The sequence below is a fragment of the Lysinibacillus sp. ACHW1.5 genome, from assembly GCF_022014815.1.
Classification (GTDB): domain Bacteria; phylum Bacillota; class Bacilli; order Bacillales_A; family Planococcaceae; genus Lysinibacillus; species Lysinibacillus capsici.
In genome coordinates this window covers 1,910,167-1,934,218 of sequence record NZ_CP091777.1, presented here as the reverse complement: position 1 = coordinate 1,934,218, position 24,052 = coordinate 1,910,167, and the positions used below count along the sequence as shown (strand labels likewise).

28 protein-coding genes are annotated in these 24,052 nt (G+C 41.5%); 6 read left to right on the top strand and 22 right to left on the bottom strand.

Annotated features, from left to right (window positions below):
- Nucleotides 1–89: 89 nt before the first annotated feature.
- Together L6W14_RS09320 and L6W14_RS09315 are read right to left on the bottom strand one after the other, a co-directional pair.
- Nucleotides 90–710, bottom strand: a complete 621-nt coding sequence (locus tag L6W14_RS09320; protein WP_131519957.1) for an NAD(P)-dependent oxidoreductase — start codon at nucleotides 708–710, stop codon at nucleotides 90–92.
- A 77-nt stretch (nucleotides 711–787) separates the two neighbouring features.
- Nucleotides 788–1,174 (bottom strand): hypothetical protein, encoded by a 387-nt coding sequence (locus tag L6W14_RS09315; RefSeq protein WP_131519956.1) that lies wholly within the window; start codon nucleotides 1,172–1,174, stop codon nucleotides 788–790.
- A gap of 237 nt (nucleotides 1,175–1,411) precedes the next feature.
- Here L6W14_RS09315 and L6W14_RS09310 point away from each other — a divergent pair, with 237 nt between their 5' ends.
- A complete protein-coding gene (locus L6W14_RS09310) occupies nucleotides 1,412–1,912 on the top strand; it encodes a hypothetical protein (protein WP_131519955.1) in 501 nt (166 codons plus the stop codon).
- Nucleotides 1,913–2,028: 116 nt separating this feature from the next.
- Here L6W14_RS09310 and L6W14_RS09305 read toward each other — a convergent pair whose 3' ends face one another.
- The gene (locus tag L6W14_RS09305) at nucleotides 2,029–2,328 is read right to left on the bottom strand and encodes a GPW/gp25 family protein (RefSeq protein ID WP_048393880.1); all 300 of its coding nucleotides are present in this window, start codon (nucleotides 2,326–2,328) and stop codon (nucleotides 2,029–2,031) included.
- A gap of 158 nt (nucleotides 2,329–2,486) precedes the next feature.
- Complete coding sequence (locus L6W14_RS09300; protein ID WP_131519954.1) at nucleotides 2,487–2,687, bottom strand: hypothetical protein; 201 nt, start codon at nucleotides 2,685–2,687, stop codon at nucleotides 2,487–2,489.
- A gap of 75 nt (nucleotides 2,688–2,762) precedes the next feature.
- Between L6W14_RS09300 and L6W14_RS09295 the strand changes: the two genes are divergently transcribed.
- Nucleotides 2,763–3,068: a transposase gene (locus L6W14_RS09295; RefSeq protein WP_131519953.1), complete on the top strand. Its 306-nt coding sequence runs from the start codon at nucleotides 2,763–2,765 to the stop codon at nucleotides 3,066–3,068.
- Here the strand turns inward: L6W14_RS09295 and L6W14_RS09290 are convergent.
- Genes L6W14_RS09290 through L6W14_RS09280 form a run of 3 tightly spaced genes read right to left on the bottom strand, consistent with a single transcriptional unit; the run spans nucleotide 3,065 to nucleotide 4,937 of the window.
- Nucleotides 3,065–3,748 (bottom strand): DUF1963 domain-containing protein, encoded by a 684-nt coding sequence (locus L6W14_RS09290; RefSeq protein WP_131519952.1) that lies wholly within the window; start codon nucleotides 3,746–3,748, stop codon nucleotides 3,065–3,067. The genes L6W14_RS09295 and L6W14_RS09290 overlap by 4 nt on opposite strands.
- Nucleotides 3,738–4,313, bottom strand: a complete 576-nt coding sequence (locus tag L6W14_RS09285) for a DNA-3-methyladenine glycosylase I (protein WP_131519951.1) — start codon at nucleotides 4,311–4,313, stop codon at nucleotides 3,738–3,740. The genes L6W14_RS09290 and L6W14_RS09285 overlap by 11 nt, the downstream gene beginning before the upstream one ends.
- A 27-nt stretch (nucleotides 4,314–4,340) precedes the next feature.
- Nucleotides 4,341–4,937, bottom strand: coding sequence for a class I SAM-dependent methyltransferase (locus L6W14_RS09280; RefSeq protein ID WP_048393890.1), 597 nt, complete (start codon nucleotides 4,935–4,937; stop codon nucleotides 4,341–4,343).
- Between the two features lie 123 nt (nucleotides 4,938–5,060).
- On the opposite strand from L6W14_RS09280, the gene aac(6') reads away from it, so the two are divergent.
- Nucleotides 5,061–5,495 (top strand): aminoglycoside 6'-N-acetyltransferase, encoded by a 435-nt coding sequence (gene aac(6') / locus L6W14_RS09275; protein WP_237900531.1) that lies wholly within the window; start codon nucleotides 5,061–5,063, stop codon nucleotides 5,493–5,495.
- Between the two features lie 63 nt (nucleotides 5,496–5,558).
- Here the strand turns inward: aac(6') and L6W14_RS09270 are convergent, their stop codons facing one another.
- The 8 genes from L6W14_RS09270 to L6W14_RS09235 form a co-directional block, all read right to left on the bottom strand.
- On the bottom strand, nucleotides 5,559–5,750 hold the full coding sequence (locus L6W14_RS09270) for a hypothetical protein (protein ID WP_048393895.1): 192 nt from the start codon (nucleotides 5,748–5,750) through the stop codon (nucleotides 5,559–5,561).
- Nucleotides 5,751–6,204: 454 nt separating this feature from the next.
- The gene (locus L6W14_RS09265; RefSeq protein ID WP_227744846.1) at nucleotides 6,205–7,716 is read right to left on the bottom strand and encodes a right-handed parallel beta-helix repeat-containing protein; all 1,512 of its coding nucleotides are present in this window, start codon (nucleotides 7,714–7,716) and stop codon (nucleotides 6,205–6,207) included.
- A 227-nt stretch (nucleotides 7,717–7,943) separates the two neighbouring features.
- Nucleotides 7,944–8,903 carry a hypothetical protein gene (locus tag L6W14_RS09260; protein WP_237900529.1) on the bottom strand — a complete coding sequence of 320 codons (960 nt, stop codon included), beginning with the start codon at nucleotides 8,901–8,903 and terminating at the stop codon, nucleotides 7,944–7,946.
- Nucleotides 8,904–8,974: 71 nt separating this feature from the next.
- A complete protein-coding gene (locus L6W14_RS09255; RefSeq protein WP_131519947.1) occupies nucleotides 8,975–10,657 on the bottom strand; it encodes a methyl-accepting chemotaxis protein in 1,683 nt (560 codons plus the stop codon).
- A 162-nt stretch (nucleotides 10,658–10,819) separates the two neighbouring features.
- Complete coding sequence (locus tag L6W14_RS09250; RefSeq protein ID WP_131519946.1) at nucleotides 10,820–11,263, bottom strand: hypothetical protein; 444 nt, start codon at nucleotides 11,261–11,263, stop codon at nucleotides 10,820–10,822.
- 63 nt (nucleotides 11,264–11,326) lie between these two features.
- Nucleotides 11,327–12,883: a YndJ family protein gene (locus L6W14_RS09245; RefSeq protein WP_131519945.1), complete on the bottom strand. Its 1,557-nt coding sequence runs from the start codon at nucleotides 12,881–12,883 to the stop codon at nucleotides 11,327–11,329.
- Nucleotides 12,852–13,463: a DUF4166 domain-containing protein gene (locus L6W14_RS09240; RefSeq protein WP_131519944.1), complete on the bottom strand. Its 612-nt coding sequence runs from the start codon at nucleotides 13,461–13,463 to the stop codon at nucleotides 12,852–12,854. Before L6W14_RS09240 ends, L6W14_RS09245 begins: the two co-directional genes overlap by 32 nt.
- A 5-nt stretch (nucleotides 13,464–13,468) precedes the next feature.
- Entirely contained in the window at nucleotides 13,469–14,362 is an 894-nt protein-coding gene (locus tag L6W14_RS09235) for a DoxX-like family protein (protein ID WP_131519943.1), read from the bottom strand.
- 105 nt (nucleotides 14,363–14,467) lie between these two features.
- Here L6W14_RS09235 and L6W14_RS09230 point away from each other — a divergent pair, with 105 nt between their 5' ends.
- From L6W14_RS09230 to L6W14_RS09220, 3 genes are read left to right on the top strand one after another with little or no spacing between them, the layout of a single operon-like run.
- Nucleotides 14,468–15,082 carry a sigma-70 family RNA polymerase sigma factor gene (locus L6W14_RS09230; RefSeq protein WP_308339955.1) on the top strand — a complete coding sequence of 205 codons (615 nt, stop codon included), beginning with the start codon at nucleotides 14,468–14,470 and terminating at the stop codon, nucleotides 15,080–15,082.
- A 52-nt stretch (nucleotides 15,083–15,134) separates the two neighbouring features.
- Nucleotides 15,135–15,863, top strand: a complete 729-nt coding sequence (locus L6W14_RS09225; RefSeq protein ID WP_371824167.1) for an ABC transporter ATP-binding protein — start codon at nucleotides 15,135–15,137, stop codon at nucleotides 15,861–15,863.
- On the top strand, nucleotides 15,863–18,337 hold the full coding sequence (locus L6W14_RS09220; RefSeq protein WP_237900527.1) for an ABC transporter permease: 2,475 nt from the start codon (nucleotides 15,863–15,865) through the stop codon (nucleotides 18,335–18,337). The genes L6W14_RS09225 and L6W14_RS09220 overlap by 1 nt, the downstream gene beginning before the upstream one ends.
- Before the next feature lie 125 nt (nucleotides 18,338–18,462).
- Here L6W14_RS09220 and L6W14_RS09215 read toward each other — a convergent pair whose 3' ends face one another.
- The 7 genes from L6W14_RS09215 to L6W14_RS09185 form a co-directional block, all read right to left on the bottom strand.
- Nucleotides 18,463–19,194, bottom strand: a complete 732-nt coding sequence (locus tag L6W14_RS09215; RefSeq protein ID WP_131519940.1) for an alpha/beta hydrolase — start codon at nucleotides 19,192–19,194, stop codon at nucleotides 18,463–18,465.
- A 32-nt stretch (nucleotides 19,195–19,226) separates the two neighbouring features.
- Nucleotides 19,227–19,751, bottom strand: coding sequence for a tubby C-terminal domain-like protein (locus L6W14_RS09210; protein WP_048390662.1), 525 nt, complete (start codon nucleotides 19,749–19,751; stop codon nucleotides 19,227–19,229).
- Nucleotides 19,752–19,834: 83 nt separating this feature from the next.
- Nucleotides 19,835–20,899, bottom strand: a complete 1,065-nt coding sequence (locus L6W14_RS09205) for a DUF4179 domain-containing protein (RefSeq protein ID WP_131519939.1) — start codon at nucleotides 20,897–20,899, stop codon at nucleotides 19,835–19,837.
- Nucleotides 20,874–21,425 carry a sigma-70 family RNA polymerase sigma factor gene (locus L6W14_RS09200; RefSeq protein WP_131519938.1) on the bottom strand — a complete coding sequence of 184 codons (552 nt, stop codon included), beginning with the start codon at nucleotides 21,423–21,425 and terminating at the stop codon, nucleotides 20,874–20,876. Before L6W14_RS09200 ends, L6W14_RS09205 begins: the two co-directional genes overlap by 26 nt.
- Before the next feature lie 119 nt (nucleotides 21,426–21,544).
- Nucleotides 21,545–22,261, bottom strand: coding sequence for a toast rack family protein (locus L6W14_RS09195; RefSeq protein WP_131519937.1), 717 nt, complete (start codon nucleotides 22,259–22,261; stop codon nucleotides 21,545–21,547).
- Nucleotides 22,262–22,373: 112 nt separating this feature from the next.
- Nucleotides 22,374–22,754 carry an SRPBCC domain-containing protein gene (locus tag L6W14_RS09190; protein WP_237900525.1) on the bottom strand — a complete coding sequence of 127 codons (381 nt, stop codon included), beginning with the start codon at nucleotides 22,752–22,754 and terminating at the stop codon, nucleotides 22,374–22,376.
- Between the two features lie 29 nt (nucleotides 22,755–22,783).
- Nucleotides 22,784–23,992 (bottom strand): MFS transporter, encoded by a 1,209-nt coding sequence (locus tag L6W14_RS09185; protein ID WP_237900523.1) that lies wholly within the window; start codon nucleotides 23,990–23,992, stop codon nucleotides 22,784–22,786.
- Nucleotides 23,993–24,052 lie beyond the last annotated feature (60 nt).

Below are 24,052 nucleotides of genomic sequence, written 5' to 3'. Positions count from 1 at the left end.
TCTATGGTTGTACTGAGATAGGCACATCCTACGACAATGATTGTCATCCCGATGATGGCATGAATATATTTCACCATAGCTCCCCTTTTCTAGTAGGCAAGTCCGACGCGCGTTCTCAAAAAATCCTTGCTAAAGATTTGTTGGTAGGCAAAATCTGCTGTATCCGCTACTGAAATTTCGCTACCTCCCTCTGGCAAGAAGTTGCGTTCAACGCGGTAGTTTCCTGTCCAGGCCCCATCAGGTAAATAGGTAGGACAAACAATTGTCCAATCCATTGCAGATTGCTGTAGCTGTTCGAATACACGTTGGTGCTCCTGTGCAGCAAAGGTCGATTTTCGTTTCGATTCCGTTGATTGGTAACGAAGAAGAGTCGGCGTTACACGACTTTGTAGAATCCCTGCTGTTCCAATCGTAATGATTCTTGTCACCTGTTGCTTTGTCATCGCTTCAAGAATCAATGGTAAGCTAGCCGATAATGTAGTGCCTCCATCTGTATTTAATGCACTCACCACCACATCCACATGATGCATTGCCTGCTCGATATCCTGCTTGTTTAAAACATCCCCTTTCATTACACACAGCTGTTGATGATGGTGCGGTAATTTATCGGGATTTCGGACTAATAGGGTGACCTCATGCTGATCCTTTATTGCTAGTTCCACCAGATGGCTGCCGACACGACCACTCGCGCCTAATATTAATATTTTCATTTCTCTCACCTCTTTTATCATTATATTACAATTCCCTATATATGTAAAAAGGCACAGATCACAGTGCCTCCCCTCTACTATTCACGCTCTAGTAATTGAACATCAACCATAAATAGATGCATATTATTCTTTTCAGCTAGCTCATCGATAATCGATTGAATTTCACTTTCTGTACTTACATCAATTTCTTCCCCATCGTGTAATTGAATAGTGATGACTTGATGCGCTGGAGAGTCTATTAGATAACCAACTGTACTATCAGGCGAGTAGCCTGCCGACCGTATCGCCTGTAACACTTGTTTTGTAAAATTCGTAGCTTGTAATTTTTCGCCAAGCTCCTCTGCATAGATAGTCGCTCTTTCAGGGCTCGGGGTTATAATTGAAGGCTCCCTTTGTACCATCCACAATGACACCACAACCAGTAAGCACATGAATAAAAAGAAGATTTGCAGGACATTTTTCATACACTCGCTCCATTTCTCCATGAAATTTACAGGCGGAAGTCTAGCAATCTTTTTCCCTGAAATTGTTATTATTCTCACAGCTATGTATAGCTATTTCTCTCTTTAATTATTAAAAAATAATTTTCTTTTTGTACAAAGGGCAAATTACCAAGAAGTTTTGTTTGTGGCTTCATAGATTAGAAATGTAAAGGTTAGCGCTACCATTACTAAAAAACTAACAAAAAGGGAGATTAAAAGATGCAGGATAGTAGATATAGTCAATATATGAATTGGAATCATAAAAAAGAAAAGTGCTGTGAACAATATGTAAAATGCTATTGTCATTTAGAAAAAAAATGTGAACACAAACAAGAAGGATGCAAATGCAAACACAAGCATGAGCATTGCAAATGGGAACAGAAGCACCAGCGATGTAAGTGTCATGAAAAGGATGACCATTGTAAATGGGAACATAAGGAGGATTCTTGCTCTTGCAAAAAAGAGGAGGAAGAGTACTACTACGAGAAGGATTATTCCAAAGATCACAAGTGTAAAGGCTGTATTTGTCATCTATTAAGATGCTTATCTCCTGGTACTTTGGTAGATGTTATTTTAGCAGGTGGCGGTAGCTTTGCAGGAATTTCCTTTATCAGCTTAGATCCTAAAACTTGCTGTGCTACATTCTTAGAGATAGAGGCAGCAGCACCAACACCACTTATCATTGATTGCCAGCAAATTATTGCCATTAGAAACGCGTAACTGTTCCATTATCCTACTTGACAACAATTCATATACCATAATCCTACCACTATAAGCACATTTAATCTTCTGCCAGGTTCGTGAAACCATACCTGGCAGAATTCATATTTTTTCAGCTATTCATTGACAATGACTTTGACAATGGGCTCTAATTTCCCTCTATTCACATCGCCAAGATAATCAACATCTACTACGACAGCTCGTGGCTCAAAACGTTGGATACATTCTATAAGGCGTTTTGTGTTTATTTTCTTCATACGCTGGAAGGGTTTACGAATATCAGACCTTGTCACATATTCGCGGAGCGGACAAGGAATCGTAAACGTCGATAAAATAAATGCTACATTTTGTAATATACCTTCCACGCCTGTAGCATTACCATTAACATTACTTAAAGCCGTTACTTGATGTGTCATTCTATCAACCTTTCTTCTACGTTCATACAATTGGTACTTTGGAAAAGAGCACTTTGTTATTTATGCTTGCTCATTAAAAATTATGAACGCTTTGTTTTTATGTACCCAATGTTATTTTTATTCAAACAACATCTTAGTTGATAGGCTGACCTACAAGCTTAGCGCATGATGGCGTAGTAAATAACATACAGCCAGCTAAAACAGCCATGAATGATTGCCCAAATGATGGAGTGATGCACACTCCAGGAGATCGTAATCGCTAAAACCGAACCAAAGCCAATGCCATTTTTGACCATCGTTTTATGCTCCACTTTTTTCACCTTCCTAGTGCTTTTTAACTCTCCTTCTTGCCATCGCAATCGGTTTCCCTCCTATCGTTTTCTATGTTTATGCAGGAACGAACAAGGGCAATCTGAAAGAAAGGATGTGATGTTATGACAATTTTCATGCTGACTGCCACGATTGGCATCCCCAGCCTTATGGCATATCTTCAGCACAAATGGGCTAGCTTTCGCCTTCTTTTCAACATACTAGGTGTCCTTGCTGCGATTCTGTTTAGCACGATTGCCGCTACAGCTATAACGAACATTATTCTTGAGGATGTAGTCTTTATGACAACGATCCATGCTGTGTTCTTAAACCCTGTCTTTCTAATTACAGGGGCGTACCTTGGCTTATATCTGATTTACCAGTTCATCATGATGACAATTCATGAAAGAGACAAGCCGCCATCCCTTTAGTAGAAATCACAATAGACGTGCCAAGTCTGGATGGTTGGATTGTAGAAAAAATAAAAATTACCATGATCCACGATGTTCAAACGCGCTTTTGCATCGGAGGCAATTTGGAGGACAAATGGCGCATCGTCACCGAAATCAACGCCACTTTGACAAAAGCTTGGATAGCCACCAATTTTATGGAGTGGATAGAGGTCTTCAACAATATCCTCAAAATAGTCGAGCTGCTCTTCATGCTCCAACGTCAAAATCTCTTCCTCCAATTGAGCAGGAATACCGCCCCCATCCCATGTTGGATAGTCGTTCGTGATATGCTGTGGTAGGAGTGGAAACGCGCGAATTTGTTCATGCTGCCATTCGCGCTTTACTAAGCCTTCCAAAGAGGTGTACGTTCTAATATTAAAATAAGAACTAAGATCATCCTCCATGAGATGATCTAATAGACGTTCATCGACAAAGACTGTGACTAAGTGAAAAGGCTGTAATGCCATCGGTACATAGGGTAGACCTTTTAGAAAAAACGTAGCGAGCGGCTGATAGCCAGATGGTGGCTGCTCTTCTGGTAAGGACCAGCCCACATAGCCAATCCAGCTTTCCAATAAATCATGTGTAGGTCGAATACCACCCGTTTGAAAAATCGTGGCCTGCGTGGCTAGTTGAGCCCGAATATGTTCAATTGCCATCCGCTAGCTCCTTTTGTCGACAGCAGCAATCTGTTGTATGGTCGTTTACCATGCCTACTGCCTGCATAAAGGAATAACAAATTGTACTACCGATAAATTTAAAGCCATCTTTCTTCAATTGCTTGCTCATACGATCACTAATTTCTGTCGTCACAGGCACCTCTTTGATGGATGCCCACTCATTCAAAACTGGTTTGTGATCTACAAAGCCCCAAATATAATCTGAGAATGAGCCATGCTTTTCCTGTATTTGGAGATATGCTTTAGCATTTGTCACCACGCTAGCTATTTTTAATTTATTGCGTACAATCCGTGTGTCTTGCTGCAATTCCTCTAGCTTGTCTGCTGTATAATGGATAATTTTTTCCACATCGAATTGATCAAATGCCTCACGATAGCCTTCACGCTTTTGGAGAATCGTCCACCAGCTCAAGCCAGCCTGTGCCCCCTCCAAGCAAAGCATCTCGAATAAATGCTGGTCATCATAGACAGGTACACCCCACTCCTTGTCATGGTATTCCACATACAAAGGTTCATCTAGCTTGACCCAATCACATCTTTTCATTTTTATACCCTCCATTTTATGTATCCTTTACTTAATAGCTGTAATGCAAAGCCATCCTTTACTTGATTTTTCGGTGACATACACGGTTTGAAAACCGATACGTTCTAATAATTGCTTCGTTGCCTCAGGTGTTTGATAGGCTTTCATATGATAGTTCATTTTGTAGAGCTCTGCTATGATAATAAATTTCCCACCGTTTTTCAGAACCCGCCATACTTCCTCTACATCCTGCTCCAAGGATGGCCAAAAATAGTGTGTTTGAAAGGCTGTAATCGCATCAAAAAACTGATCATCGTATGGAATGCTTGAAACACTTGCCTCTTTCACAATGACGCTACCCCTGGCAACATTTGCTTTATTCAATTTGATTGATTCCTTCACTGCCTGTGTGGAAAAATCTATCCCATATATTATACCATTTGGATTTAATTTGGATAAAATTTGGAGCGTTTTCCCACCACCACAACCTATGTCTAACACACGATCACCGTCATTGATAGCTCCTTGCCTGATGAACCATGCATTCATACCACGATGGGCAAAATTCATAATTTGTAGCATCGTTGAGCCAATCCATCCATTTGGCTTTTTCGCTTGTTCAATTAACGTTTGTAAGAGTGACATGATTGGATTCCCCCCCTCAAGTAAGATTGTTAAAAAGAATTAGAGCTTTAAAATAAAAACGCTTACTAGTTTGTACGTACTTCAAAACAAATTGTTTCATTTTTTACAAAGGAGGAAGATTTTATGATTCAACAAGCAAACCAGAAGGACGCTCATGCTGCAGCCTCATTAGCCTTACTGCTCTGGCCCAATCATACACGAGAGGAATTTACCGAAAAGATGACACAGCTGCTAAAGGAAGAAAACGCAGCTATTTTCCTTGCCTATGATGATCACGAAGCAGTTGGATTTGCCCAATGCCAGTTAAGAACAGACTATGTAGAAGGGACTGACTCGAGTCCAGTCGGCTATTTAGAAGGCCTTTTTGTGAGAGAGGAATATCGCCAGCAGGGCTATGCTAGACTGCTTGTGGAGAAATGTGAGCAATGGGCAAAGCATAGGGGCTGTCTAGAGTTTGCCAGTGACTGTGAATGGGACAATGACGAAAGCCTAAGGGTTCATCTTCAGCTCGGTTTTACAGAAGCTAATCGCATCATTTGCTTCACAAAAAAATTATAAAAATGGCTGACAAAAAAATCACAGGCGTTGCAAACATAGCACCTGTGATTTTTCGACATTTTTTTAGTTTAGATATGTATTGTTGGAAATATTTCGTTCGCGCTCATCTATGATTAAATGGATCATTAATGCGAGTTGTTGTTCGATTCGCATATTATTTAGATGTAAGATATCAGCAATCACATTCTTGTGCTTCTCTGCTAATTCCATCTCCTCTAGCATTAACATAATTTCTTCTTTTGTCAGCCCAAACATACTCATATCACCCCAATACTCTCTCTATTTATTATTGTAAAATCATTACTCCCATTTCATAATTAACGAAAATTCATCTTATTGCATGAACCATTTTTACTAATTATAGGTTTAAACATAGAAAATAATCAATCTATTATCCACATTTATTTAATATTTATTTTACATTCAGTAAAAACTTTTATTATGTTGGTTATAACTTATACAAAGATTGTATAAGTTTTCCTGTGGAATATTTCAAAATATTGCAGTAATTGCAACAAGACATCTATACCATTATAAAAATATTCTTGCATTTTGTCGAATTATAGTTTTTTTTCACAATTTAAATTTAATTAACAACCCAACCGTATTCCTTTACCCATTTTTCACATATATGAAATATCAATACGCGAATCCACAAAAAAAGTAATTTCAAAATTGAAACTACTTGTCTTATTTGTATAATCGGCTTTTATATTATTTTTTTAATATCATGTTTCATTATTTCTAATTTCATGTCCTCCATTTGCGAAACCTTTGATGCTGCATCCTTCTGCCATGTTGCTGACTGCACATGTCCTTGTACAAATAATTGGCTGTTTTCCTGGACCACCGCTGGAGCCTTTACCGCAGCTATATCTGTATGACGCATTTCCAATAATGATTTATTGGACAGCGCTAAAAATGGTCTAGCCGCCTTATCCACCCTACAATTTTCAATACGCCCCATTGATTGATCTGACCAAATCATGGCATACGAGCTTTCTTGACCATCTTTAAAATAGCTATTAGCTATCTCAAAAATTGCATCAATGCAAGTGATTCCGTTTCCTTCCATTTGTTCAAACGTGCAATATTGTGTAAATAATCGGGCATTGTTGATATAGATATGGTGGCTTTGCAGCTCTCGTATCGTTGTATGATGCATCATGATTTTGGCATGTTCATTACCATAAACACCACCTGATTGCCCAAATTGAATAATCGATTGCTGTAGCTTTAATCCACTAGCATCAACAATAATATGAAATTGCTGATGGTTTTGAATTTTACATTGGTTCATCGAAACATTTGCTTCATCCACAATGGTAAGTCCGACAGCCATACCATTGCGAACATGACATGTATGAAATTCCACCTTGCTATTTTCAATCAACACCTGCGCCTTGACATGCCGAGAAACTTGACAATCATAGAACTTAGCTTCGGTTTTTTCTCCAAGATACAACCCATGACTTTGACCATCTGAAAAAATAGAATCAGATACCATTAGATCACTGCGATGAACCACCATATTCGTATCAAGATGCTCTTTTATTTCACAGCCATCCATCCTGAAAGTCGTGCTATCAAACAATTGAATGCCCACCCCTTGCCCTTGGTGCACTAAACAATTGGTCATCGTCATCTCACTCGACGCAGCCATTACTTGTGCCTTGTCATGCCCATGAATTTCACAGTCCTCCATTGTCAGCTTGACATGGCGAATCGCAAAAACACCATGCTTCTTCCCTTCCAACAGCATACAATTCGTCAAGGTCAGCTCACAGTTTTGAGCAATAATCTGTGCCTTCCTATGATGCTCAAATGTCGTGTCGACTAGAATAACACTGGAGCCATTCGCCACACGCAAACCAAAATGATTCAATGGCGTAGCAAGCACTGCACAATTTTTCATCAGCAAACTACCATAGCTCACCATCATCTGCGTTCGAATCAATTGCTCCTCAATGACACAATTCTCTAGCTGTAAATCACCTTTCACATATAGCCCCTGCCCTTGCCGGAACCGTAAATTACGCATCGCGACAGGAGTTTGATAGCGAATAAATACACCACCCTTGATGGTCACATTGCCAACCCCATACAACGTCAGCCGCTTGGCAATATCCAAGCTTTCCTCATAAATCCCATCCCGAATTTCAATCATATCCCCAGGCGCCGCCTCTTCAATCGCCTGCCCGATACTTTGATAACGATGCATTATGCTCCTCTTCACCACAAGTACAGCCATTTACACACTCCTAACCAAAAAATGTTCGTACCCTATTTATATACCGAACATGCTTGTGCTTATTCAATTTTGTGTAAAATTGCTGGAATATGCAGGTGTTTATTTGGAATGTTTGACGGTTTAATGAAAGTGGGGAAAAATGAAAAAACCAACAACAACCGAATTCCCTCGGTCATTGCTGGTTTTTTTCATTTACATTATTTCTTGCGTTTCACAAATACAATAACAAAAATAGCGGCTAGTGCTGCTAGGATAGCGATCATCCAAACTGTGTTTGAGTTGGATGCTGTGTCATCTGCTGCGGCTGCTTGTTGCTCTTCTCTTGGTGTAGCGTTCGAAGACTCCATTTCTTTGGCATCCTCTTTTACCACTTGTGCAGTGCTAATTTGCACATATTGTAGTGTTGCTTCATTGGAGGCGGATGCTTCATGCTCGTGGCTGTCGCCGTGGCCTTCTGCATGATCCACGTGGCTTTCCTCTTGCCCATCGTCATGATCATGATGGTGATCCGCTGCTGTTGTAAAAATAGAACGTTCTAGCTGTTGCCCTACCCAGCTTTTGGCATCTGGTGAATCGGCAAAGATGCGAGGGTGTCCTGACAGCATGTATGTTTTACCGTCGATGATGATTCCTGTTTGGTCACCTGTGACAACGTCTTCAATCGTACCCGTTGGTCCTTCTGCAAAGCCGCCCATTTGAATAAGCGTATGTCCGTCCATATCAAATGTTAGGTGCTTTGTTAAGAATGCAATGTACTCTTCTTTCGTCATGGTTGCATCAGGATTGGCTAGCTCAAGTTTATGATGAAAAAGTGCTGTATTTATTTCCTTGTACGTAATATCTCCCTCTAGCGAAGACACGTAATCCTCTTTTTGAGCTGCTTGTGCTAGCTCATCCACTGTTGCTCCCTCAAGGCTGAAAAAGCCACCTACCCAGCCTGCAAAGTCCTTGCGTGAAAGATTGTCTGTTGGGTTTAAGGCCATATCCTTGCCATTGTACCCAAGAAGCCCAATACTGTGTAGTACCATAATGTCCTGAATATTGGCGGCTGTTTCAGGGACATCCGTGAATAGTGTACTTTTATCCATCGTATGGGCGTAGGCAACGGGTGCCATGAATAAAGTACTCATCAATAATAAAAGTAAATATTTTCTCAAAATGATTCCACCTTCCAATGCTTTAGTATACAGATGAAATGTGAGGGAAGTTTGAAATCCACAGCTAATTACTATAGCTTAAATTGACGAATCAGGGCGTTTAGTTGTTCAGCCATTTCTGCTAAATGCTCGGCACTATGTTTAATTTCCGCCATGGAGCTTGCAGTTTGCTCAATGGTAGCCGATGTTTCCTGAATACCCGCCGCTGACTGTTCGGAGACCGCAGCAATTTCATCGACTGCTTTATTAATCGTGACAGTATTGTGAACAACCTCTGCTAGCTCCACTGACATACCTTCTATGCCTGTCGCAATGGCCTCAATAGCATCCGCAATTCGATAGAATGTCGTATTGGTTGCAGCCATTTGTGTTGTGCCCTTTTCGACTTCCTCATAGCCTTGCTCTAGCGAGGAGGTTACTGTATCGGAATCATCCTGAATTTTTCTGACAATCGCTGTAATATCATCAACGGAGAGGGCGACCTGTTCAGCTAATGTCCGAACCTCGTCAGCCACCACGGCAAAGCCTTTCCCCTGTTCCCCAGCTCGGGCTGCTTCAATCGCTGCATTCAATGCGAGTAAATTAGTTTGGGCAGCAATCGTTTGAATGACCGCTACAAGCTTAGAAATCTCCTGTGTTTGCTTACTTAAGCCATTTACCTGATTCACCGCGTCCTTCACTGTATGCTGGATGGCTTCCATTTGTTTGGTGGAAGTGGTCATTAAGCTTCTACCTTCTTGTGTTAAAGCCTTTACATTCTGCGAATACTGTTGAACATCTTTACTGCCGTGATGAACCGTAGTGACTTTGCTAGTAAAATCATTCATGACGGAAGCGACATCAGAGGCATGATCTGCCTGTAATTCTGTCCCACTTGCCATTTCCGTAACCGTATGAACAATTTGCTCTGTCCCAGTTTTGACCTCTGAAGTTGACTGAAGAAGCTCCTCACTATGTGCCGCTACATCATTGGACACCGTTTGAATGTGCTTTAATAGACGATTTAAAATATCTGACATCGTATTGGTCGCTTCCATCAGTTGCCCTACTTCATCCTTCGATTGAACCTTCAAAGGCGGCTCACTTAAATCACCATTAGTCATTTGTTGCATACGCTTGGTTAACGTCACGATTGGTCTTGAAATACCACGAGCACTTAATAGCTCAATTATCACTGCTAGAAGAATAATCACAATACCTACGATAATGGCGATTCGCTGTTTCTGCTCTCCAGCGGCAATGCTGTCTTTCCCTACCTCATTAATGGCTAGCTTTCGTTGCGCTGCTAAACCTTCGTAGCCTTCACGAATGGTCGTAGCTGTGTTATCCATTTTTGTGAGGTTTTGAGTAGCCTGATTGGTGTTCCCCTGGTCATATACCGCAAATACCTCTTGCTCAATATAACGGTTCCATTCCTTAGACATCTTCGCAAATTGTCCGAATTCGCGTGAGGAAGATAATGCTGATCGCTTTTCTTCATTGCTTAGTTCCTTTGCAACATTATCCTGAAATATCTCTTTATACTTTTCTCTCCCAGAAAGCACATAGCCTCTAGCTGCCGCTATTCTTAAATCAATGGACTGTGCCTGCTCGTAATCGATAATTAATAGTTGTAATTCTTGCTGTACAATTTGCTCTGTCGCATCATTGCTTTGCTTGATGGCAAAGTAATTGTAAACAATGTATCCTATCATGATTGCAATCACAATGCTAAAGGAAAAAACAATGCGTCTACTGATTGTTTTGAACTTCATTTGCAAAAACCCCTTATTTTCCTAATCTATTCCATCCTTAAAAATCTACCATTTAATTAGGAAGATTAGCGGTTTTAGGAATTTTTGCTATATTTCCAGAAATAACTTGGTCAATATAATGTTTTTTATAGCATCTTTTATCGTGCGCCTTTAGTACTACACTTAATCCCAGCCATTGAACATTACATCGCCAATGGTTTGGCTATTAAAATAAGTAACGTATTTCCATTCTATAGCAGATAGGCTATGGAACGCCTCATCTTTTGTTAGTAATGTTGTAAGTGTTTCCGCTTCCAAGCATTTTCGCATAGGAAAGTATTTATGCAGGTGAGACTTGGATAAAAAGGTAAAGCTACTCTCCTCCTGCTTGGCAAAGGCGATGTACGGCATCAAACGATGATGAAGAATTGTCAGTGTTTCTCCATCGATTTCAATTACTGCCTGCATATAGACAAAGGGCGCTTGATCGATAAATTGCCGTACTTTCGCTCGTTGTTCACTTGTCACTAAATGGTACACCATCGACTGAAACATGCGCATGTCCTGCTGAATTAAATGCGCTGCATCGAAACCAGAAATTCCTTTTGTTAAACGCAAGCCATCCATCACTCCTTGATATTTGTCTCTATAATAGGACCTTCTCGTTCGGTTGAAGAAATTCCTGCCAATCTATGCATTTCTTTTAATATGATAATCAATTTGTAGGAATGGAATACCAAATAACGTCATCTGATGGTGTGCTGACAATGTCTTGTCATCTACCGCAGAAATTTGAAAATGCTCCTGTAGGGGTAGCCTCATCACATTTTTTCCTATCGCCAAATAAATTCCTGCATCTCCATCATGGCGACTTGTTAGGTGTAGCTGACCATTTTCTTCATAGGCATACAAAATGCCAACCATTGTTGAGAACGGGAGTGGTAAGGCTATATTCATATAGGTCGTTTCGTCGCTTGTGTGCTTCGAATAAATCGCGACAAAAACGGTTTGCTGATGAATTGTCCGAATCCATGCACGTGGAGACGGACGGCTATCTCGTGCAGAATCGACCTGAACAATGCTACCCGTCATCTCAACTTGCTTACTGGAAAAGGGTAAATTGAGCTGTTGGAGCAAACGGCTCATTCCTTGGTACAGAAAGGCAAAAGGTCGAAACCAAGCCTTCCATTGCACCGTCGAAAGCAGCCGATAGGTCATCGTATACTCATAAAAATGTGGAATGACAGGCGGTAGCTTTGTAGTATCGACAAAATCCTGTAAGGCATCGACCAAGCCAGGGTGTGGTATATTCTCATGATATAGCTTCCCGCGAATTTGGCTTACAGGGAACTCAAACGGACGCTGTGTTGTTGGGGGGACAGCCATTAGCCAGGCGATGACCCCTATCCCCCCAAAGAAAACACCATTGATCACACCATGGAATTGAAGCATTTCTGGAATGCCGATGGAAACGTTTCCGCTGACACGACTGTAAACATACAGACAAGATCCAAGAATCGTCAGACAGAGCGCTCCATAGGAAGTCCTCAGCAATAGCCCCTGTCCAAACGGAAGCTTTGTTTTGAGCGCTACGAAAAACAAGCCGTAAATGGCGAAAATATAAAGAACGACTGCGATGATTTCGATGAGAATGGAAAAGGCAATACCTATCGCAACAAGGATTGGCCCTGCCAGCAACATCATCACCATCACACGATAGCCGCTACTATCATGTAATCGACCTAAAAGTCCGACTGAAATGGGTAATAAACAAGCCGAATAATGAAAGTGAATGGCCGTTAACCACGTGATTAATGGTGAAAAACCAGTTTCCATGTTGGTGACATAGGCGAAAAACCACAGACCACCGAGGGCTAGGTAGAAAAGCCCCATGTCGATAGCAAACTCCGCAATATTTGTAAAACCTCGTTGTAAAAATCTTTTCACGCCTTGCATGGCGATATAGAAGGTATACAGTACATACATGCCTGCCAAAACATTAACCAAAACGCCATCCGTCGACCAATGCAGCAGTGTAACGGCTAGCATCATCCCTAAAATAATGGCTGTGCCGACTTTCTGAACATCCACAACCATTGATACCATGGTGGGAACGAAAACTAGTTGAGCAACGGTTAGTAACCATAAGTAATTGGGTTGCCCACTAAGCACAAAGCACATCACCGTGAACAAAATCCCTAGTAAAAAAATGAAATTACTTCGATTGTCGCGTAAATTCACCAGCATACATCATGAGCCTCCCTATGAATGGATTATGGATGGAGACATGAATGGTAAAGACATTTTTCGATTCATCAAAGCCTTCCTCTACAATGACTCGACCCTCTAACAGTCTAGGCATCGGGCATTCGAAACGCGAGAGGACAAAGCGCTGCTTACCTGAACGAATGACCAATGTCCCCGCTCGTGTCACCGTAAAGTGCAAATCGGAATAAAAAAGAGCGGGTGTGCCTAAATAATCTTTCACAATTTTTTGGATTGGATCAATGGTCATCCTTGCATCAAAATGCCTTGTTTTCTGCGGGAAATAAAAGGTGCGCTCCCATAGCACGTCTAGTTCCCCACTTGGCAGGGCTCTGCATGTATTCGAAATAGTAAAGGGGATATCCTCCCCTGACTCTGGGAACAGAAATCGCGTTTTCGCAGCCAGTGTATAGAAGGGACACATCCATTTAGCACCAGATTTTATTTGATGCATCACACCCTTAGCAAAAAATGGTTCATCAATTGGTAACGCATAACGCTGTTGTAGCATCGGATGAAGTCTTGCAAAATCATCCCCTAATAATGTTTGATAGATCGTCATCCTTGTTATCCTCGCTTTCTTTTACAACTTTTAGCACTCGGTACATCCTTACTTAAGCTAAATCCGACAATCGACAACACCCATAAAGCACTATTAAAGGTAAGTGGATTAAAGGGTGCTTGTACACTTGTCGGGTCCGCAACAATAGCAGCTATCGTCAAGAGCGGAAAAACGATGATTTGCATGCCAAAGAGCCAGCGTTTTCCTCGCGGGTAAAGCCAACAAAAAGCAAAGAGAATTTCCGCAACCCCTATCCACATAACTAGCGGATCTGCATGGTTTAGTAATGAAGCGGTCATCTTTAATTCCTGCGGATGCAAATGGATGATCTTCGGTACAAGACCATGATAGAACCAGACAAAGCAAAAGAATAGACACAGAAGCATTGTTAAAAAGAATCGTCTATACTGTGCGGTAGGATTTTCTCCTTTTTCTAGCCATCTTTTTAAAACATCAAAGCTGAGTGCCGTCGCCCACCCCATTAATGGACGAAAAAATAAATCAAAGAATACGCCAAGCTTGCCATAGCGTGTATCATAATCATATTGGGTCAGAAATGTCAGCCCCTGTTGATGCGGGATATATTGCCAATAGCCTTTTCCCTCCGCTATGGGTGAGCGCTTTTGAGGCGTACCAAAATGCAGTGAGGATGTTCGCGTGCCATTTTCTTTATGATGCTCCCCCTTGCTTTCTCCCCAGCCGCTTACCTGTAAGCCTGGCATTACCTTCGTTTCATAGGTAAAACGCTGTGGCTCCTCGGGTGCTTTTTTCGGCATATATGTAATCGATGTAAAACGTAAATCCCATTGCTCATGCAGATGTGGATTTTGTGTATAATCCCATGCTTTCTCTATAGGAGCCTGAATGTCTATCTCGACATAAATAGGCTTTCTGCTCATAAACTCACTCCTTTTTTTGATGAAGCCACTATCATTATAGCAGTAAATTGATAACCTTCTATTAAATGGGTATGCTTATGACGTTTCTCAATAAAAATAAAAAACTTGAATCGAAATGATGACTTGCTGAGTCTAATGGTCGAAAAGGAGGCGATTTTCATTACGAGCACCCAACAAACTCTTGTAGCCTTAGCCCAACAAGGTGATGAGCAGGCGTTTTATCAGCTCATTGAGCAGGAGCAGCATAAGCTTTACCGAATGGCCTATGTCTACGTACAAAATGAAAACGATGCCGTAGAAGTTTTTCAGCAAACCATTATTCGAGCCTATGAGGGGCTACCGCAATTAAAGGAGCCTCACTATTTTGCCACTTGGCTTACCCGCATTATGATAAATTGCTGTAAAACCTATATTGCGAAGAAAAAAACAGTTATGCCTGTTGAACCACAAACTTTCGAGGATTTAACAAGTGCATCTCCTACATACATCGAAGAAGAGCTGGATTTATGGCAGGCTCTTTGCAGGCTTGAGGAAAAGTACAAAACGGTGCTATTACTACGATTTTATCAAGACTACTCTGTCAAGGATATTGCGGCGATTTTGCAATGCCCTGAAGGTACCGTGAAAACACATATTCGCCGTGGCTTGCATGCATTACGACAACAATTAAAGGGGGCATATCTCGATGAGTGGGTTCAATCCGCTGAAAGAAGTCATTAATGCAATACCCATCCCTGAAGGACGTTTAACAGAGGTGCTACGTGTTGAAGGGATGTCCAAAATTTATCAGCAAAAGCATCATACTGTGAATGCCTTGAAAAATATCCATTGCACCATTTATCAAGGAGAAATGGTGGCGATTATGGGGACAAGCGGCTCTGGTAAAAGTACTCTTCTGAATATGATCAGTGCCATTGATGAGCCAACAGATGGCGCATTATTTTTATTTGGCAAGGAAGCGCAGGCTATTTATCAAGAGCCAAAAGCATCGCAATTCCGAAAAGAAAATATCGGCTTTATCTTCCAATCCTTTCATCTGCTAAAGGATTTAACCGTCGAGGATAATATTGCACTTCCCCTTATTTTAAATGATATTCCTAGCAAGGAGATTAAGATGCGTGTGCAGCACATGATGGAAACCTTAAACATCGCTGCTTGGGCAAAGCATCGACCACATGAGCTTTCTGGTGGACAGAAGCAACGTGTCGCCATTGCGCGAGCGATTATTGCCAATCCTCCTATTTTACTGGCAGATGAGCCAACTGGGGCTTTGGATGTTCATACAACAGATGAAATTTTAGAACTGCTTGTTGCTCTGCAAAAAAAGAACCAGCAAACGATATTACTTGTCACACATGACCCCTATGTGGCTACCTATGCCAATCGGGTATTGTTCTTCCATGATGGGGCGATTGTGGATTCCTATCAAAACCGACAAAATGAAGAGGATTTAGATTGTATTCTAATGAAATTCAAGGAAATAACGAGGGGGGATCGCTAATGTTTACGATGCGTAATATTGCCCTCAAGCTTTTTCGTGCCGCTTGGGCAAATGTCCTAACGAGTATTAGTATTATTACGATCTCAATTTGCCTGGTGATGACGATGACCGTCTACATTTGGAATGCGAATAGCCAGATGAAGGCAGACATCCAAGCGTTGTATGGGGAAATGGATTTAATGGTTGGTTATAATCCCGATCAGCAAAAATTGTTGACGACAAATCAAATAGAGGAGCTTTCTACTCTAGCCGGCGTCACACAAGTGTCCCGCTTATCGATAGCTCACACAATCGTTGAACATGAAAAGTACACCGCATTTTATACCGTTGGCGTCGAAAATGATGACCTTGTGAAAAGTCGCTACCATTTTGCGGTCAATCTTGGACCGAATGATGCCATTCTTTCGGAAAATGTTGCCCGTCTTTTCAACAAACGAGTTGGGGACTCCATTCATATTCAATCAAAGGATTTTATCGTGCAAGAAATTTTACCGACGATGAAAGGCACTGACAGTCCTAATATCATCCTCTTAGCGAATGACGTAGTTAAGGCATGGATGAACAACAGTCAGCCACAAACGGCAGGCATATTTGCGCTCATTAAAACTGATGAGGGGCGTGCCAAGGCAGTAGGCGCAGAAATCAAACAACTGGATGAAACATTACGTGTTGATGTTATGAGTGATTACGATGTCATTAAAAGAAATTTACAGAGCTTAATGGTTTTTATGATTGTACTATCTGTTTTTATTTTACTCATTTCAAGTGTCCTATTGCTGTCCACATTCCAGCTATTATTCTATAAAATCAAAGAGCAGCTCATGATTTTACGGGCTCTCGGGGCATCCGTGAAACAGGTTGGACATATAGTCAAGCTCCAACTATCACTGATCATTAGCTTTGGCGTTACGCTTGGAACAACGCTGAGCCTTGTGGTAATAAAAAGCTGGCTACCACAATTAATTAGCTTTTTGCATTTACCCGAAGCTAAAACAGAGCTTCCTATTGTGTTTATTCTTTTAATTGCCCTTTCCAGCTTCATCATTCTTCAAGTGATGACAAAATGGCAAGTAGCGAAAAGCTCTCGACTACTGCCATTACAAATCGCGACAGATAATGAAAATTTACAGCTACGTTGGACAAAATGGAAAACAATTATTGTCAGTATTGTAGGTGTGACAGCTACCTTCTTCTTTTTACAAGCCTATTTAGCTGGGACAGGAAGCGATCAAGGTGCCCTGTTTATTTTACTCGGAACACTACTTGTATGTGGGATTTTACTGTTACTAATCCCCTATCTATTTACAGCCATCCTTCATCTGGCTTTAAAGCCGATTCGAAGGGTACTTGGCAAGGAAGCCTATTTAGCATGCCAGCAGCTCATGCCGCAAGTACGCAAAAATATGCCCGTGGTGCTCAGCATGATAGGATTAATGGTTATTTTAACCTTTGGAAGTTCATTAATGAAAACCTTACAACACAATGACCTTGCCTACACAGAATCACAATACGAAACAGCCATAAAAATCAATAATGAATTAAATGATCCAACGATCACGCCTGCAATTATAGAGGAAATAGAAGCATTGCCAAGCGTACAGTACGCGTATACACAAAGTAATAATGCGTATATTGCTCTACAACTCGGTGATGAATGGCTACCAGAGAACTATACAACCATTGATATTAAGAAATTTATGCAATTAAAGAAGTTGCCTCAAATTGAGGAAGGAAATTTACAAAATGGCCTTGTCGTGACAAAGGGCTTTGCCGAGCGTTATCATTTGGCAGTGGGTGATCGTGTAACGATGGGTACCTATGATTTTACGGCCCAGCAGGATATACCTACTGGTGAGTTACAAATTATAGGAATTACTGATACACCTATTCACCGTGCTGATTTAATCGTTGATTGGTCATCATTCCTCACGGCACAGGATCACCCAATTATCGAAGACATTATGGTCGAAACATCCCACCCAGAGCAGGCATTGGTGGAGCTGTCATTCTTGGGACAGCGCTGGCCAGCCCTGAAGTTGACAGATAAAGCGACCATATTAGCACAATCCAATGAAATGTTCTTCCAACGGTGGAGCTTATTTGTTGGCGTCTTTGTTATTTTAATAGCTGCCACGGGGCTTGGTGTCCTCCAAACATTACTGCATACCATTTATACAAAACGCAGTGACTATGCCATCCAACGATTAATTGGTCTGTCACCAAATGGGCTGATGAAGCTCATACTGACACAAGTCCTATCGTTCGTCCTTTATGGTCTCATGGTCGGGACATTTCTGGGGTTCGTCTTAACGAGAATGGTAGCCTTCATTGATGAAGGCTCTCCAATGTCCTATGACTTTCTAACATTGGGCCTCACAAGTCTCGCCTTCCTAGGGTCAACCCTCATTGTCTTTACCCTCCAAGGCTACTGGATGAGCAGACAAAAATTAGCGAACGAGATATTGGAAATATAAGTAAAACAGCCCCTCTATGGTTAGAGGTGGCTGTTTTTTTAGAATCGGGGCTCTCTCTTGAGCGAGCGCTTTTACCCCTCTTTGGAGCGGAGCACCCCCACTCCTTTTATAAAATGAAATTCTCCCTAAATTTGAAGAAATTCTATCATTTCCTTTATGATAGCCTCTTGATCTCGTCCTAATGTCATGAGATGCTTAGAATTTCCAAAGCCTTTCTTCTGCTTTCTAGATGAATGAACGTGCTGATAGATCGTTTCAGCACTTTGCGTGTATAAGGCATCGTCTTTTTCACCATAGTAGATAGCGATAGGAATGATAATTCTATCAAGCTGTTCCATCGTTGCTTGGATAAATGTTTGGAATACGTTCATTGCATGTAACGGCATGTTCTCAAATGGCTCCATTTCCTGAGCGATTTGAAGTGGTGGCTTGCCCTCTATTGTTTTGTAATTATGGGCATAGTCCATAATCCTTTGTTTTAATTGCTCTGGCTCCTTATCAAACGGCACAGATAAGACAATGATTTGCTCGAGCCTTTCTAATTGAGCAAGCTTCAATGCGAAAATTCCCCCGATGGATAGACCGATGACCGAAATCTTTTGATAGCCTTCATCCAATAAAAATTGATGAGCATTCACTACATCCTGCCACCAGTCGTCTACCTGATAGTGTAATAACTGTTCTGGATGAGTGCCATGTCCACGATATAGCGGCGCATAGCAAGTATAGCCTTGGTTATGTAGTGCAGTGGCTACTGTCTTCATATCTCTTGTATGACTTGTAAAGGAATGTAAAAGCAGTAGGGCATGCTCATTTCCCTGTAAATAAATCTCTTTTGCTGGTAATATGTTTAGCATTTCATCAAGCCCTTTCTTCCATCTACCTTTATTTAAGCCCCAACAAACAGCACTGCCTGTCCGATGGCAATAAAAAAGGCTTCCTGCTGAATGGGACTGCTGTCTTCAATTTGTAGTGTAATGTTAAAATGCGTCTCGCAGAAAGTCGCTTGCCAGCGTGCGATAGGCTGCTCATTCACAGTAAAAACAGACCAGTCCTCCATTTCTTTGTTGAGCTTGATCTGCTGTTCGCCATCGGTAATAACTAAATCAGGAATCATAATTTGCCAGCCATCATAGGCAATCATATAGTCTTTACCTGTTACCAAATCCTTGCCACGGAAATGCACGCGCCCGCGACGGGATACTTTTTTACACGTAAAAAGCGGCTGACCATTGCGATCGTGAACATCAAAACGAACGAAATAACGATAGTCCATCGTTTTATCGAATGCTTTTTTTAGTGCATTGGAATACACGCGTTGAACGGTGGACGATACCTCCCCCGCTTCATTTAAAATTTTAACGGCCTCTGTTGACTCGATGGCCGCTGGTTGCTTGTATGTATAGGTCTTCAATCTATTCGCTCCTTTGAAACATTGCTTTCTTAAAACTACCATAAAATAAGCGTCAAATACAAAGGATGTATTTGACGCTCCTATTATTGTACGGGTACTTCTACTGTAAATGGTTGGAAGTTCACTTCTTTATAGGCTGATGGATTGAATGGAAGATGTGTTTCTTTGCCATCAGCATCTATTTGAACGCTCCCACCCCCTGTTGGAATAGCAACATAAGGCGTAATGGTTAATTTTCCAACGTGTTGTGCTATTGGATCAAAGGCTTTCGTGCTGCTTAATTTCCACACCCCATCATCAAATTGCGCTTTTCCACCGCCCGAATGAGAGGCGATCTCCCTGCCTTGCCCATCTGTTATGAAAAATTCTATAGATGCTGGTGGGTTATCGAGGATTCCATTCATCTTTGCTTCATAGTCAAGGGAGATCCCCGATGGACTGAAGGAGATGTTGGATATATCAAGCTCAATGCCTTCAAACTGCTGTCGATGATTCACAGGAACATGGACAATCTCTGTAATCTTTTCAATCGGGGTCGAAAACGTCCATTTTTCTCCCTTTTCGCCTGCTAATATTAAGCCCAATTGAAAGAAATCTGGCATTTCCTCAACCTGTTTGACATCAAACGTCGCAATACCTGTCCGAACCGTAGGACTTAACCTCTGTTCAGAATAGCTACCTGAGCTGACAGTTGGTTGGGCGCCATTAATGGTAAATTCCAAGCCTGCTCCAAAATATAGTTCACTCAATTCCTGCTCAGATTGCATCGTTACCCCAACTGTTATACGAGAATCATCATAAAGCACCTCATCTACTGTGACCGAAATCCCATTGATGGTTTGTGTTTCGCCAACAGCTTTGGTTAGTCCCTGTTCACTGGCTTGTTTTAGCCCAGGCAAGCCTGAGTCATTGAATACGGAACCGATAATTGGTAGCTTGGACAATGTGCTCGCAAATGTTGGTGATACATAGGCTGTGCCAATGGTTAAACTAAAAACGGCAACAGTACTGGCAATAAATACGAATGGTTTACGCTTGCTTCTTCTTTTCATTTGAATTGGTTTACCTTGTGCTTGTTGAATACCTTGTGCAATCGCTGCTCGTACCTCATCCCGTGGAAATTCAGGTAGGGTCACTGACTTTTTCATTGAACATTGCACTCCTTTCTAATTGTCGTTTTAGCTGTTTTTTACCACGATGCAAATAGGTTTTGATGGTGTTCTCAGGCTTTTTCATCATGTCTGAAATTTCTTTAATAGGTAAATCGTGATAATAAAATAAAAGGAGCGCCATCTGCTGGGAATGGTTTAATTGTTGGATAGCTTCTGCTAAATCAATAGGATTCCCTATGACCTGCTCCTGATCATGCAACCGCTCTAATAATTCCCTCTCCTCATAGGGAATCATTTTCTTGCCCTTTTTCAGCAAACGATAGCATTCATGAATTAAAATGCGGAACAGCCATGTCGAGAAAAATGCTGGATTTTTTAGTTGATGAACGGTTAAATAGGCTTTACATGCCGCTTCTTGAATAGCATCTAGCGCATCCTCTTTTTGACCAACATACGATAACGCCGTGTAATATAGTTTTTCTTCCTCTAGCACAAGTAGCTGTTCAAAGGCTTCCTTCTGCCCCGCAATCGCTTGTTTAACGATAGATAAATCATGTTCCATGCTTGTTTCCCCTCCTTCCATACTTAGAGTCTTTTATCCAAGCAAAAGGTTTCACTTTTATTTATTTTTTTGGCCATACAAAAAGAGACTACTTCAATGAAAGTAGCCTACTCCATTTTCTATCGATCTAACTTAAAGGTAATTTCCCCGATGCCCAATTCCGAATTGACCTCTAGCACGACATCCGCCTTGTCGTAAGCTTCGTTGACATAGACACCATTCCCTTTTGATATAAGGCCCTCCACATTAGACGAGCCAATGCCTTTTTCTGTCGTTAATTTCACGCCAACCTTTGAAGGTAAAATAACGGTTGTTTGACCGACACCTGTTTCAATAGTCGTTGTAAAGCTCTTTTTCCAGTCGCCACCTAGATTAACCGTTAGATCACCGACACCCGCTTCAATATCGAGCTTTTCCAGCTGAAGACCCTGTAAATCAAGATTGGCAAGAGAGGCACCCGTTTCCACATTTAGATCCATGGGGATGCTGTCGTTCAGTTGAATCGCCCATGTGTTTTTAATATTGGAGAGCCCCAGCTTCGTTGAGCCCTTATGCTTGATTTCCACTTCTCCTGTATCGCCATGTAGATCATAGTCTACCTGAGGGGCTAGCTTTTTTACATTATATTCTGCGTTGCCCTCAACCCATTCCTTTGCACCACTCGATACATTCATTTCGCCAACACCTAAATCAATGTCTACCTCTAATGCTTTCGCTTTATCCTTTTCCACCAAAATGGCTTCCTCTCGCATTTTATTTGGAATAAAGGAAAAGCACCCCGATAATACCAATGCTGACGTGCCTATCACGACACCTAAACCCACTAATTTTTTCACTATTATTTCCTCCCACCGTATAATCTACCAATAATTTCATTATATAGAAGGGAGGAAATTAAAATACGACCCTCCGCTCGAAATTCATCTAAGACCTAAGACGTAGAGAGGCTTACTGATAAGGAATGTCATGCCCCTCCAGCAATGCCTTTAAATTCGCAAGAGAGGCATCATAGCCTGACGAATTAAAGCTCACCGTAGTGCCATTACCCTGTTGGGCTAGCGTAATAGCAATCAATGTTTCAGGAACTTCTAGATAGAAGGAAAATTCCTCATTTTTCTTCACTTGCTGAATCGTTAGCTCCATCGGCAGTTTTTCAGAAAGCTGGTTATGCGCATTTGGCATTAAGGTAAATGTCATCTTTTCTCCAGCTGTTAGTATAGGGATGTCCCATATGGAGCCTGGTGCGTAACATCGGGAGAGGGATTGCTCCTCTGTAATCGCCTGCCATACTTTATCTATCTTTGCCTCAATCCAAATCGAACTGGTCATTCGTCGCAACCTCCATTTCCTCTTTTCCATTATTTTACCGAACTTTCAGAAGTTAGACTACCTTGGGATGTTCTGTATAAGTGAAATGCCCCCAGTATAACCATCACAGCGATAACATCCAAAGCGAGCTGATAGCTGGAAAAAACAGTAACTAATAAACCATAAACCGTTGGTGCCAAGACAATAAAGAACTGATTAATCGTTAACGCTGCACTAACAGTTAGTCCTACTGCTTGCGAATCGGATTGCTCCGTGACACAAGTGATATATATGGAATACCAGCCAAGCGCTAAAAACCCAAATAGACTGCAAAATAAAATCATGAGGCCCTTGCTATGTATGACAAAGGGCAAAAAGCCAACCATCAGGAATGTAGCGAGCATGACGAGCACTAATAATGGCTCTCGTTTTAGAGCGAAATAATGATCACTCATCCAAGCAAGTACAATTCTCCCAAACATCCCACCAAATAAAATCAGACTTAAATAGCGCCCCGCCTCGGTTAATGTATACCCACCTTCATGATGTAAATAGCTCATAAAGTGAGCAATGATAATCATTTGGAGGGACATCATGACCATGCCCACAAAAAATAAAGGATAGAGCGCTCGATTGTGCCGAATAGCACGCATCTTCTCTTTAAAAGGAATGAGAGGTGCCGTAGCGGAGTCATGCTGTTTTGGTTCTTTGTACAGCAATAAAAATAATAGTCCCCCACCAATCGCCATCAAGCCCTGTGCTAAATGGACAGAGGATAGATGATGATGTTGATACAAATAGGTCAGCAAAGTGGAAGCCAATGCACCACCAATCGGAATACCTGTTTGGCGTATCCCAATAGCCAGTCCTCGATGCTTGTTAGGAAACCATTTCACAATAGCAGTACTGCCACCTGTTTGCGCACTGCCATACCATATCCCCACAACTATTAATACGAGAAGCAATGTCGTATAATGATTCACGGGTATTAGCAATAAGGCTGACATGCCTAGTAGTATCGAGCCCCATCCAATAATCTGCTTTTCTCCCTTTTTATCCATGAGATAACCAAATAGCAGCATGGAGAAAATTGGCCCTATATTGACGGCTGAAACAATTAGCCCTGTCTGGAAGGACGTTAAGTGCCATTCCATTTGATAAAAAGAGGCAACTGGCCCCATTCCGTAGGTCACAAAGGTTGCGGCTGTTTGCGAAAACGTAGCCACAAGCAAGATGACCCATCGATAATATGTATGCATAAAAACCCTCCATCAGGTTACTGCTTTTGCAGTCTACCTTTTCATTATCTAGAGTGTACG